Source organism: Paracoccus benzoatiresistens, assembly GCF_026913015.1.
GTDB lineage: Bacteria > Pseudomonadota > Alphaproteobacteria > Rhodobacterales > Rhodobacteraceae > Paracoccus > Paracoccus benzoatiresistens.
This window is the reverse complement of record NZ_JAPTYD010000003.1, coordinates 162,505-174,198: the sequence shown is the minus strand read 5'-3', so window position 1 is coordinate 174,198 and position 11,694 is coordinate 162,505. Positions and strand designations below refer to the sequence as shown.

14 protein-coding genes and 1 tRNA gene are annotated in these 11,694 nt (G+C 66.5%); 8 read left to right on the top strand and 7 right to left on the bottom strand.

Annotated features, from left to right (window positions below):
* Nucleotides 1-5: 5 nt before the first annotated feature.
* Nucleotides 6-81 (top strand) — tRNA-Ile (locus OU682_RS04330).
* A gap of 74 nt (nucleotides 82-155) precedes the next feature.
* Here the strand turns inward: OU682_RS04330 and OU682_RS04325 are convergent.
* Complete coding sequence (locus OU682_RS04325; protein WP_268940833.1) at nucleotides 156-608, bottom strand: Hsp20 family protein; 453 nt, start codon at nucleotides 606-608, stop codon at nucleotides 156-158.
* Between the two features lie 170 nt (nucleotides 609-778).
* Here OU682_RS04325 and OU682_RS04320 point away from each other — a divergent pair, with 170 nt between their 5' ends.
* Nucleotides 779-1,540, top strand: coding sequence for a DUF599 domain-containing protein (locus OU682_RS04320; RefSeq protein ID WP_268940832.1), 762 nt, complete (start codon nucleotides 779-781; stop codon nucleotides 1,538-1,540).
* On the opposite strand, the gene OU682_RS04315 is transcribed toward OU682_RS04320, so the two are convergent.
* Entirely contained in the window at nucleotides 1,461-2,645 is a 1,185-nt protein-coding gene (locus tag OU682_RS04315) for an MFS transporter (RefSeq protein ID WP_268940831.1), read from the bottom strand. The genes OU682_RS04320 and OU682_RS04315 overlap by 80 nt on opposite strands.
* A 98-nt stretch (nucleotides 2,646-2,743) precedes the next feature.
* Nucleotides 2,744-3,142 (bottom strand): hypothetical protein, encoded by a 399-nt coding sequence (locus OU682_RS04310; protein ID WP_268940830.1) that lies wholly within the window; start codon nucleotides 3,140-3,142, stop codon nucleotides 2,744-2,746.
* 55 nt (nucleotides 3,143-3,197) lie between these two features.
* Between OU682_RS04310 and OU682_RS04305 the strand changes: the two genes are divergently transcribed.
* Nucleotides 3,198-3,971, top strand: a complete 774-nt coding sequence (locus tag OU682_RS04305) for an alpha/beta fold hydrolase (protein ID WP_268940829.1) — start codon at nucleotides 3,198-3,200, stop codon at nucleotides 3,969-3,971.
* A gap of 228 nt (nucleotides 3,972-4,199) precedes the next feature.
* Here OU682_RS04305 and zapA read toward each other — a convergent pair whose 3' ends face one another.
* Nucleotides 4,200-4,562 (bottom strand): cell division protein ZapA, encoded by a 363-nt coding sequence (gene zapA, locus OU682_RS04300; protein WP_268940828.1) that lies wholly within the window; start codon nucleotides 4,560-4,562, stop codon nucleotides 4,200-4,202.
* Nucleotides 4,563-5,060, bottom strand: a complete 498-nt coding sequence (locus OU682_RS04295; protein WP_268940827.1) for a hypothetical protein — start codon at nucleotides 5,058-5,060, stop codon at nucleotides 4,563-4,565.
* Nucleotides 5,061-5,177: 117 nt separating this feature from the next.
* Here OU682_RS04295 and hisB point away from each other — a divergent pair, with 117 nt between their 5' ends.
* The 3 genes from hisB to OU682_RS04280 all read left to right on the top strand — a co-directional run bounded on the left by hisB (nucleotide 5,178) and on the right by OU682_RS04280 (nucleotide 7,685).
* Entirely contained in the window at nucleotides 5,178-5,765 is a 588-nt protein-coding gene (hisB, locus tag OU682_RS04290) for an imidazoleglycerol-phosphate dehydratase HisB (protein ID WP_268940826.1), read from the top strand.
* On the top strand, nucleotides 5,765-6,394 hold the full coding sequence (gene hisH, locus OU682_RS04285; protein WP_268940825.1) for an imidazole glycerol phosphate synthase subunit HisH: 630 nt from the start codon (nucleotides 5,765-5,767) through the stop codon (nucleotides 6,392-6,394). Before hisB ends, hisH begins: the two co-directional genes overlap by 1 nt.
* A gap of 142 nt (nucleotides 6,395-6,536) precedes the next feature.
* Nucleotides 6,537-7,685 (top strand): Hint domain-containing protein, encoded by a 1,149-nt coding sequence (locus OU682_RS04280; RefSeq protein ID WP_268940824.1) that lies wholly within the window; start codon nucleotides 6,537-6,539, stop codon nucleotides 7,683-7,685.
* A gap of 33 nt (nucleotides 7,686-7,718) precedes the next feature.
* Here OU682_RS04280 and OU682_RS04275 read toward each other — a convergent pair whose 3' ends face one another.
* Nucleotides 7,719-9,320: a bifunctional metallophosphatase/5'-nucleotidase gene (locus OU682_RS04275; protein ID WP_268940823.1), complete on the bottom strand. Its 1,602-nt coding sequence runs from the start codon at nucleotides 9,318-9,320 to the stop codon at nucleotides 7,719-7,721.
* Nucleotides 9,321-9,453: 133 nt separating this feature from the next.
* Here OU682_RS04275 and OU682_RS04270 point away from each other — a divergent pair, with 133 nt between their 5' ends.
* On the top strand, nucleotides 9,454-9,786 hold the full coding sequence (locus OU682_RS04270) for a DUF952 domain-containing protein (protein WP_371832202.1): 333 nt from the start codon (nucleotides 9,454-9,456) through the stop codon (nucleotides 9,784-9,786).
* A complete protein-coding gene (locus OU682_RS04265) occupies nucleotides 9,783-10,847 on the top strand; it encodes a quinone-dependent dihydroorotate dehydrogenase (RefSeq protein WP_268940821.1) in 1,065 nt (354 codons plus the stop codon). The genes OU682_RS04270 and OU682_RS04265 overlap by 4 nt, the downstream gene beginning before the upstream one ends.
* Here the strand turns inward: OU682_RS04265 and cysE are convergent.
* Nucleotides 10,838-11,659 (bottom strand): serine O-acetyltransferase, encoded by an 822-nt coding sequence (cysE, locus tag OU682_RS04260; protein WP_268940902.1) that lies wholly within the window; start codon nucleotides 11,657-11,659, stop codon nucleotides 10,838-10,840. The genes OU682_RS04265 and cysE overlap by 10 nt on opposite strands.
* Nucleotides 11,660-11,694 lie beyond the last annotated feature (35 nt).

The following is an 11,694-nucleotide window of genomic DNA, read 5'->3' as shown; positions in this document are numbered from 1 at the left end:
GCTGCGGGCCTGTAGCTCAATGGTCAGAGCAGGGCGCTCATAACGCCTTGGTTGGGGGTTCGAGTCCCTCCGGGCCTACCATTCCACAGCAAAATGCCCGCCGGAATGAACCGACGGGCATCCTGGGCTTCACGGAGCGGAAGCCAAGCGGACGATCAGGCGTCCAGCTTTTCGACTTTCGGCGCGGCCTTCGCGATCTCGATCCGGCGGGGCTTCAGGGCCTCGGGAATTTCGCGGACCAGGTCGATATGCAGCATCCCGTCGACGTGGCTGGCACCATCGACGCGGACATGGTCGGCAAGGGTGAACTTGCGCTCGAACGCGCGGGTGGCGATGCCGCGGTGCAGGTAGGTGCGGCCGTCGTTTTCCTCGGCCTTGCGGGCGGAGACGATCACGGCACCGTCACGAACCTCTACAGTCAGATCATCGGCGGCGAAGCCGGCAACGGCGATCGAGATGCGATAGGCATTCTCGCCCGTCTTTTCGATGTTGTAGGGCGGATAGGTCGGCGCGGAAACGTCAGCCGACAGCGCGCGGTCCATCACGTCAGCCAGACGGTCAAAGCCGACCGAGGCGCGATAGAGCGGGGTCAGGTCAAAATTACGCATGGTCACATCCTTCACAAGCGATGCAGTGTTCTGCCCCCCGGTCGCCGGGCGGGCCGTCCTGACCGGCGCCATCCAGGCCGCCGGTAAAGGTGATTTAGAAGGCGAAAACAGGCGTTCAAGAGCCCCGGCGCAATCTTTTCAACCGCCCCCCCGCGCGGCTAGAAGAGGCCATGGATCTGCTTCTGTCCCTGCCCGCCTCGCTTCCCCTGACCGACCTGTCGGCCATCGCCCTGCTGTTCGTCACCTGGTTCTCCATCGGCTGGCTGGTCGAGCGGCCGCCGGCGGGCAAGCCCTCGGTCTCGGTCCTGATGAAGCGGTTCCGGCGCGAATGGATGGTGCATTTCATCACCCGCGACCCCCGGATCTTCGATGGCAACATCCTGGCCAGCCTGCGCGAGGGCACGGCCTTCTTCGCGTCCGCCTGCATGATCGCCACCGGCGGGATTCTGGCGCTGATCGGCAATACCGATCAGTTGCGCGGGCTGGCGGCGGAACTGGCACTGGAACGGCCGGGGGACATCCTGTGGGAACTGAAGCTGCTGGTGACGATGTTCTTCGTCGTCAACGCCTTCCTGAAGTTCGTCTGGTCGCACCGGCTGTTCGGCTATTGCGCCATCATGATGGCCGCGGTGCCGAACGATCCCGCCGATCCGATGACGCGGGACCGCGCCATGCAGGCGGCGGATCTGAACATCACCGCCGCGCGCAGCTTCAATGCGGGCCTGCGCAGCGTCTATTTCGCGCTTGGATCGCTGGGCTGGCTGGCAGGGCCATGGGCGCTGATGCTGGGCATCGCCGTGGTGCTGTTCGTGACCTGGCGGCGCGAGTTCGCCTCGACCTCGCGCCAGGTGATCATGCGCAGTCTGCCACCGCCGCGCTTGCCCGATCATGCCAGACTGCCAACGTCAGAACCAGGGCCCCCGCGGCCGTAAGCGCGATGCCGACATAGCCGCTGGAAGCCCAGCCCCAGCCCGCCGTCAGCGCCATTCCCGCAAGGAACGGCCCAAGCGCGTTAGCGGCGTTGAAGGCCGCGTGGTTCATCGCCGCTGCCATGTTCTGCGCGCGGCCCGCGACATCCATCAGCCGCGTCTGCAGCGGGATCACCAGCCCCGCGCCGGCCGCCAGCAGGAAGGACGACAGCACCATCATCTGCCAGTTGCCGACGGCAAAGGATGCGAAGCCCTGCGTCATGGCCATGGCGGCCAGGCTGACATAGGCCGCGCGGATCTGGCCCACCCGCTCGGTCAGCCGGCCCGCGGCCCAGGTGCCCAGCGTGCCGCCGACGCCAAAGACGCCAAGCGCCAGCGGGATGGCATAGGCGGGGGCATTCGTGGTGGCGATCATCGCGGCGGTCAGGAAGGCGTAAACCGCAAAGAACCCGCCGAAGCCAATGGCGCCAACGGCCAGCAGCCACAGCACGCGCGGGTTGCGCAGGGCCTGCAGCTCGTCCCAGGGACGGGCGTCGGGATTGCCGCCGACGCGCGGCGCGACCTTCAGGATCAGCCAGGCCGACAGCAGCGCGATGAATCCCGGCAGGGCAAAGCCCCACCGCCAGCCAATGCTCTGGCCCAGCCATCCGGCCAGCGGCACGCCGACGATGTTGGCAACGGTCAGCCCCATGATAACCTGCGCCGCGCCCCGCGCCCGGTGCTCGCGCGGCAGCGCGTCGGCGGCATAGAGCATCGCGACCCCCAGGAACCCGCCATGCGGCAGACCCGCCAGGAACCGCATCGCCGTCAGTGTGGCCAGACCCGGCAGCACGGCGGCGGCCAGGTTCATCACGCCGTAAAAGGCCATCAGCGCGGCCAGATAGCGGCGGCGCGGCAGTCGCGCCCCCAGGATCGAGGTCAAGGGCGCCCCGATCACCACGCCCAGGGCATAGGCGCTGATGACATGGCCCGCCTGCGGTTCGGTGATTGCAAGGTCGCTTGCGAAATAGGGCAAGAGCCCCATGGCCGCGAATTCCGACGTGCCGATGGCAAAGGCGCCGAGAGCCAATGCCAGAATGGCATGGCGAAGATTTCCATGTTGGGTCATGTCGCGCGTTCCCGTGGGTGGTTGCCCTAACATCCCGCTGCAGCGCAGCAATGGCAAGACGCCCGCGCAGTAAACCCGCCTTGCACGGAATGCAACCGTTACAGGTAGCCGCGCTCCAGCATGATCCAGACCACGACCGCCGCCAGAACCAGCAGGCCAAAGACGACCGAGGCCGCAAAGCCCGTCGCCCGGCCCTGCCAGCGCGACAGTTCGCCCAAGGGCTGCAGATGGGCGACCAGAGCCTGGTGGGCGCGCGACAAACGGGCGAGGTCCAGCTGGCGCGCGATCTTTGGCTGGGCGGACAGTTGGTCGGCCTGGGCCAGGGCGGCCGCCTGCTTGCGCAACCCGCGCGGCAAGGCCCCGCCCCTCCGGCGCAGCATGACATGCAGCGGCGGACGTTCGCCCCGCCGTGCGCCGCCGAAACGGGCGGCGATCAGGCGCGACACCTCGTCGGCCATGTCGCGGATATCGTCGGGACTGGTTGCGCTGCGTGTCATGGCGGCAGTCTAGCCGGACTGGCAGGCCCGCGCCAGACACTCTAGGATCGCCCGCATGAAACTGAATCACGCGATCTTCGGCAGCGGCGAAGGCCTGCCGGTGCTGCTGGTCCATGGCCTGTTCGGCCAGGGGCGCAACCTTGGGGCTCTGGCGCGCAGGCTGGCGGAAGAACGGCGCGTCGTTACCGTGGACATGCGCAACCACGGCGACAGCTTCCATGATCCCGACCACAGCTATCCGGCGCTTGCGGGCGACCTGGCCGATGTGATCGCGGACCTGGGCGGACAGGTGGATCTGGCCGGGCATTCCATGGGCGGCAAGGCGGCGATGGTGCTGGCGCTGACCCGGCCCGCGATGGTGCGCAAGCTGGCGGTGCTGGACATCGCTCCGGTGGCCTATGGCCATTCGCAAACGGCGCTGATCGACGCCATGGAATCGCTGGACCTGACCTCCATCGATCGCCGCAGCGCTGCCGATGCCGCCCTGGCGGAGCGGGTTGACGATCCCGGGGTGCGGGCGTTTCTGCTGCAATCGCTGGATCTGAAGGCGAACCCCAAGGCCTGGCGGCTGAACCTGACCGCCCTGCGCAACCAGATGGACGAACTGGTCGGCTGGCCCGAGGGGCTGCCCAAGGCAAGCTTCGACGGCCCGGTCCTGGAGGTCGCGGGGGAACGGTCCGACTATGTGACCCGGGCGGGCCAGGAGGCGCTGCGCGAATATTTCCCGCAGGCGCGCGTCATGCGCGTCAAGGGGGCCGGGCATTGGCTTCATGCCGACGCGCCCGAGGCGGTGGCGCAGATCCTGGTCAGCTATCTGGGCGAGGGCTGAGGGCGCCCAGGCAATCCGGGTGGATCATCAGGCGGGAGGAATGACCCGAAAGGTCATCCGCACGACCTTGGCGCCGGTCCTTCTGTGCAAGTTCGTGAAATCAGGGCCTTGCAGGCACATGCTATGGAGTAGAACGCCCGGCATCCGCGGAGTGGCGCAGGCGCAAGGCATCAGCAAAAAGAACACGGACCTGGCATGGCCCTTGCCATGCCACGTCCTTGCAACGGGTTAACGCCCGCCCTGTTCTTCCAGCCGGTCGGCCAGGGATTCCGCGCGCGCGGCCAGTTCGGCCATCGCCTCCTTCAGGTCGGAGGGGATGACCGGAACCTCGACCCGCGTGGGATTGGCCTGCAGCCGGTTCAGGTGGCGCTCGGCCTTCTCTGCCCGCTCTTCCAGCGTGGCGACGCGGTCGGCCAGCATCAGCCCGGCCAGCAGCAGCAGGCGCGGCTCGGGCACGCGGCCCGCCTGCGACAGGATCTGCTGCGCTTCGGCATCCAGCAGGGCGGCGGCACGTTGCAGCAGCCGCTCCTCGCCGTCCTGGGCCGCGACGCGGTATTCCTTGTGCCCGATGATGAAATCGACCTCGGCCATCTAGCGGTCCCTTTCCTGCGCATCTGTGTCCTCGGGCACGCCGCCGGCGTCGCCCGCAATCTCGGGGGTGGCGGCGGCGGCGGCCTCGTTCCCGGCCAGCAGGCGCTCGACCTCGGCCAGAAGCGCGCCCAACTGCGCGGACTCGGCGGCGCGGGCAGCGCGCAAGGCTTCGATCTCGGCTTCCAGGGCGACGCTCACAGCCTCGATCCGGTCGCCATCCCCGGCCGCGGCCTGGATCAGCGCCCGGTTGGCCGCCGCCAGTTCGTCATTGGCCGCCGCCAACCGGGCTGCCTGTTCCGCCGGATCCTGCCCGTCGGTGCCATCCCCGCGCTGCGACAACTGGTCCGTCAGCGCCGCGATCTGCGCATAGGCCTGGTCTAGTTCCGCCCGCAGATCCGGGTCCGAGGATCCGAAACCGACGCCGCCACGATCCAGATACTGGTCGATCCGGTCCAGCGCGGCACTGAGGCGGCGTTCGCTGACAGAGATATCGCTCATCGGCGGTCCTTTCAAAGCGTCCCCTGTTTTGTGGCATTGCGCCCCGCCCATGACAAGTCCGGCGACTTGGCGCGCCGCACGCCGCGCCCTATAAGGCGGGCGACGAAAGGATACTCCATGCGCGAAGCCACCATCACCCGCACCACCGCCGAGACGCAGATCGAGGTCGCGCTGAACCTTGACGGCACCGGCGTCTATGACAACCAGACGGGGGTGGGCTTCTTCGACCACATGCTGGACCAGTTGTCGCGCCATTCGCTGATCGACCTGACGATCCGCGCCAAGGGCGACCTGCATGTCGACGACCACCACACGGTCGAGGACACGGGCATCGCCATCGGTCAGGCCCTGGTCCGCGCCCTTGGCGACAAGAAGGGCATCCGCCGCTATGGCAGCTTCCTGCTGGCCATGGACGATTCGCTGGTCCGCGCCGCGCTGGATCTGTCCGCGCGCCCCTTTCTTGTCTGGAACGTCGATTTCCCGACCGAGAAGATCGGCACCTTCGACACCCAGCTGGTGCGCGAGTTCTTCCAGGCCCTGTCCACCCATGGCGGCATCACGCTGCATGTGGACCGCATCCACGGCATCAACAGCCACCACATCGCCGAGGCCGCCTTCAAGGCCGTGGCCCGCGCGCTGCGCGAAGCGGTCGAGCCTGATCGCCGCATGGCAGGCGTGCTGCCCTCGACGAAGGGGGCGCTGTGATGCGGGTCGCGCTGATCGACTATGAAAGCGGCAACCTGCATTCGGCGGAAAAGGCATTCCAGCTGATGGGCCGCGAGGCCGGGGCCGAGATCGTGGTGACGGCGGACCCGCAGGTGGCGGCAAGGGCAGACCGGATCGTGCTGCCGGGCGACGGGGCCTTTCCCGCCTGCCGCACCGCCCTGGGAGAGGTCGATGGCATGGCCGAGGCGCTGCGCGATGCCGTGCTGAACCGCGGCGTGCCCTTCATGGGCATCTGCGTGGGGATGCAGATGCTGGCGACGACCGGCCACGAATATCGCCAGACGGCTGGCCTCGACTGGATCGGAGGAGAGGTTGAGGCCATCGCCGCGCCGGGGCTGAAGGTGCCGCACATGGGCTGGAACGATCTGGTGATCGACCGCCCCCATCCGGTGCTGGAAGGAATTTCCACGGGCGACCACGCCTATTTCGTGCACAGCTGGCAGTTCCGGGTCGCGGATCCGGCGCATCTGCTGGCCCATGTCGATTATGGCGGGCCGGTGACGGCGGTGGTGGGGCGCGACAATATCGTGGGCACCCAGTTCCACCCGGAAAAGTCCCAGGCCACGGGCCTGCGCCTGATCGCCAACTTCCTGCGCTGGCAGCCTTGACAAGAGCGCTGCGGCGTTCGCAACTTGTAAATCCACATTAACGCTTCGTTAATCGTTGGCGGATATGCCTTGGCCGACGGCTGACCCTGCCGTCCAGGCACCGGGGCATACCGGGCTTCGTCATGACGGGACGATAGTTGTTATGGATTACCAGTTCACGGTGCTGACCGTCAGTCAGCAGATTACTACCAAGGGCATCGTCACCGACGCGACGGGACAGGCCCCATGGTCGAACATCACCGGCGCGATCACCATGCCTGGTGCGACCCTGTCGACCATCACCCTCACCGACGACGACGCCAACTTCCAGAGCGGCCGCTATAACGCCGATGCCACGGGCCAGACCCTGACCACAGCGGTCACATTCGGCAATGACGCCTCGCCGACGCCGGCGGGCACGGCGCTGTCGTATTACATCCACTCGATCATCCGAACTCCGAACGCCGACGGCAGCTATGACGAGTTCCGGGCGGTTTTCCCCCGCAAGGTCGATCCAGGGCTCCCCGGTCTGGAACTGGGTGGACGGTATTCGGTCTTGCTGATGCCGATCGCGCGGGCAGATGGAACCTTTCCGATCTTCAGCCTGTCGAAAACTTATACTTTCAAGACGGTGCAGAGCATCGGGCGAACCAGCGACTCGGTCGCCTATGCGCCGCCGGCCGCCGTGACCTGCTTTGCGATGGGAACGATGATCGACACGCCGGCGGGACCCCGCCCGGTCGAAACCTTGCAGCCCGGCGATCTGGTCCTGACGCGGGACCACGGCCCGCAGGCGCTGCGCTGGCAGGGCGGCACGCATGTCTCGAAGGAAGGGCTGGAGATGCGGCCGAACCTGCGGCCGATCCTGATCCGCAGCGGCGCGCTTGGCGCGGGCTGCCCCGACCGGGATCTTGTGGTGTCGCCCCAGCACAGGGTCCTGGTCAGGTCCCGCATCGCGAACCGGCTGTTCCGCGACACGGAGATCCTGGTGGCGGCCAAGCATCTGGCAGGGCTGCCCGGGATCGAGGTGATCGTTCCACCCGAGGGGGTGAGCTATTTCCACCTGCTGTTCGACCGGCACGAGGTCGTCATGTCGAACGGCGCCTGGTCGGAAAGCCTGTACACCGGGCCACAGGCCCTGGCATCGGTCAGCGATGCGGCGCGCCGGGAAATCCTGATCCTGTTTCCCGAACTGGGCCAGGGCACGCCCACCGCACCCGCCCGCCGACTGCTGACCGGACGCGAGGCACAGCAACTGGCGGAACGCCAGTTGCGCAACATCGGCAGGCGCTGCCTGGTCGAGCCCCTGTGAGAAAATGTCCCCGGCGACCGGGGACATCAGCCTTCACTTCACTGTAATGCGGCCATCCAGGGCGGGCTTGTAGGGACCCTCCTGCGCGCCAAGATAGGCGGCCACCACCTCAGCCAGGTCCGGGCCGAAGTCATAGGCGTTCTGTGCGCTCGTCTCGAAGACATGGTAACCGTCGCCGCCCGCGCGCATGTAGTTGTTGGACACCACGCCATAGGTCGCGGCGGAATCGATGGGCTTCCATTCGCCTTCCGCCGCGACCATCACGTCGCTGATGCGGCTGCCCACTTCGGCTTTGGGATTGACCGTGTATTTCAGCCCCGCCACCTGCGCGAAACGGCCCGCGCCTTCCTCGTATTGGCTGGCCCCGTTTTCCAGCGCGGCAACGACATCCGCACCCTTCAGCTGGAAGGTCGCCAGCGTGTTCTGGAACGGAAGGACGGTGTAAACCTCGCCCATGGATACCGGCCCCTGGTCGATCGAGGCGCGCAAGCCCCCGCCATTGGCGATGGCGATGGTCATGCCCTGGTCCTTGACCCGATCCAGCATCGCATCGGCCACCAGGTTGCCCATCTCGCATTCCTTGGCGCGGCAGCTGGTGCGGTCTCCGTCGATGGGGGCAGCCGTTTCCGCCACGATCTTCCGGCGCAGTTCCTCGATGGGGGCGGCCATTTCCTTGACGCGGGCGGCAATCGCCTCGTCCTCGGGAACCGAGTTGTCCAGCAGGATCGGCTCGCCCTCGACCTTGGTCAGCTTGCCGGCGTCGTCGAAGGTCAGCGTCAGGTGGCCCAGATATTTGGAATAGGCATAGGCGGTGGCGATCGGAACCTCGGTCCCGTCCGGCCCGGCCACCATGGTGGGATAGGGTCCCTCGGCCTTTTCCATGCTGCCCAGAAGCGTGTGCGAATGCCCCCCGATGATGGCATCCAGCCCCGGAACCTCCTTGGCGAAGTCCTGGTCGCGCAGATAGCCGACATGGGTCAACGCAATGATCTTGTCGACGCCCTGGTCGGTCAGTTCCTGCACATCGGCCTTGAGGCTTTCGATGTCGTCCTGGAAAATCACCGACGGGCCGGGCGAGGATGTTTCCGGCGTGTCCATCGCAAGCGCGGACACGATGCCGATCTTCTCGCCGCCAACGTCAAGGGTGACGACATTCTCGACCTTGCCCTTCAGCACGTTCGACCGTGACAGATCCAGGTTTCCGGACAGGACCGGGAAGGCCACCCCGTCGGCAAGGACGGCCAGCCCCTCGGGGCCATCGTCGAATTCGTGGTTGCCGACCGCCATCGCGTCATAGCCGATGTGGGTCATGAACTCGACCACATCCTTGCCCTTGTAGGTCATGTAGAACAGCGAACCCTGGTACTGGTCGCCCGCATCCAGCACGATGACATTGCCACCCTCGGCGCGGATTCCGTCGCGAAGTTCCTTGACCTTGGACGCCAGCCGCGCCACGCCGCCGAAGCACTCGCCCGCATCCTTCGCTTCCTGCTCGCAGGTGCTGTCGTATTCGTTGATCGCCTCGATCCGGCTGTGCAGGTCGTTCGTGTGAAGGATATGCAGCACCGTTTCGGCCTGCGCCGATCCTGCGAAAAGCGCCGCAGCGGACACAGCGGTCAAAAGGCGGAATGCCATCGGTGATTCCTTTCTTCCCCAAGGGACTGGACGAAGGGAAGATTGGCGCAGCCCGCTCGGTGGGTCAAATGACGGAATCTTGGCGGTCCGGTCCCTTGACCCGCTGCATGACCACAGGGCAAATGCCCTCATGATGATCTACAAGGTTCTCCGCCCCGCCGAGTGGGCGCAGCTTCAGGCCGATGGCTCGACGCAGGGTGCGCCGGTCGATCTGGCCGATGGCTTCGTTCATTTCTCGACCGCCAGCCAGCTTGGCGCGACCCTGTCCAGGCATTTCGCGGCCGAGCGGGAACTGGTGCTGCTGGCCTGCCCTGCCGCAGGATTCGGCGATGATCTTCGGTGGGAACCTTCGCGCGGAGGGGGTCTGTTCCCGCATCTTTACCGCCCGCTGAGGCTGGATGACATCGCCTGGTCGCGCGACATCCTGCCCTGCGGCAATGGCCACGACACGGGACCGCTGGAATGAAGCTTGTTGAAAAGATCGGCCTGGCTGCCCTGCACAGGCTGGACCCGGAACACGCGCATGACCTGTCGATCCGTGCGCTTTCGTCCGGTCTGGTTCCGCTGCCGGGGGCGCCGGTCACGTCCGACAGGCTCCGCACCAGGCTTGCGGGGTTGAAGCTGCCGAACCCGGTCGGGCTTGCCGCCGGCTACGACAAGAACGCAAGGGCGGTGGCGCCCCTGATGCGCGCAGGCTTCGGCTTCATCGAACTGGGCGCCGCGACCCCCCGCCCGCAGCCCGGAAATCCGCAGCCTCGCCTATTCCGCCTGACCGAGGATCGCGCGATCATCAATCGCTTTGGCTTCAACAATGAAGGGGCGCAGGCGATAGCGGCGCGCATGGCGGCGCGGCCGGCAGGCATCCCGGTCGGGCTGAACATCGGCGCGAACAAGGACAGCAACGACCGCGCCGCGGATTTCGCGGCGGTGGTGGATATCGCCGGGGCCGCTGCCGATTTCCTGACCGTCAACGTGTCCTCTCCGAACACCGAACGCCTGCGCGATCTGCAAGGGGCGGATGCCTTGGCGGCCCTGCTGGACGGCGTCCTTCAGGCGCGCGACCGGCTGCCGCAGCGTCGTCCCGTCTTCCTGAAGATCGCCCCCGATCTGAATGACCGCGAAATAGGGGACATCGCGGCTGTCGCCGGCAAGTGCCGGGTCGATGGCATCATCGCGACAAACACGACCCTGTCGCGCGACGGCCTGTCCAGCCCCCACGCGGCCGAGACAGGCGGGCTTTCGGGCCGGCCGCTTTTCAAACGCTCGACCGTTGTTCTGGCAAGGCTCTACCGGGCGACGAACGGCGCGATCCCCCTGATCGGCGTTGGCGGCATCGCCTCGGCCGAGGACGCGTGGGAAAAGATCCGCGCCGGCGCCAGCGCGGTGCAGATCTATTCGGCGCTGATCTATCAGGGCCTTTCGCTGGTCACGCAGCTCGCGAACAGCCTGGATGACCGGCTGCGCGCCGCAGGCATGACCCTCAACGACCTCCGCGGCAGCGGAGCCGCCGACTGGTCTCAAAGATAGTCTTCGCCCAGTCCCAAGAGCTGGTTCATGCTGTGCGACGGCTCGGAACATCCCGCGTCACCGACGACGCGGGCAGGAACGCCAGCAACGGTCTTGCAGGAGGGAACCTCGTGCAGGACCACCGAACCGGCGGCGATTCGTGAATGGTGGCCAATCCGGATATTGCCCAGGACCTTGGCCCCTGCCCCAATCATCACCCCGTCGCCGATCTTCGGATGGCGGTCGCCATCCTCCTTGCCGGTTCCGCCAAGCGTGACGGAATGCAGCATCGACACGTCATTGCCGACGGTCGCCGTCTCGCCGATGACGATAGAATGGGCGTGGTCGATCATGACCCCGATGCCGATGACCGCCGCCGGATGAATGTCCACGCCAAAGCATTCCGAACAGCGCATCTGGACGAAATAGGCCATGTCGCACCGTCCCTGCTGCCACAGCCAATGCGCTATGCGATAGGCCTGCAGCGCCTGAAAGCCCTTGTAGAACAGGATCGGCTGCAACAGCCGGTGTGTCGCCGGATCGCGGTCATAGACCGCCATCAGGTCGGCACGCGCCGCATCCCCCAGTTCGGGCGAGGTGCGATAGGCTTGGTCTGCGATCTCGCGCAGGATCTGCTCGCTCATCTCGCCGCTGGCCAGCTTCAGGGAAAAGCGATAGGCCAGCGCGGCCTCCAGGCTGGGATGATGCAGCAGCCCCGCATGGATCAAGGATCCAAGCAGCGGCTCGTCACGAACCGCCGCCCGCGCCTCGTCGCGCAACTGCGACCAGATCGCATCGCGGTCAAGTCCCAGGTTCTTCTTGGTGCCTTGCATGTTCATGCCACGGGTCCATGCCAGTCTTCTGTCCC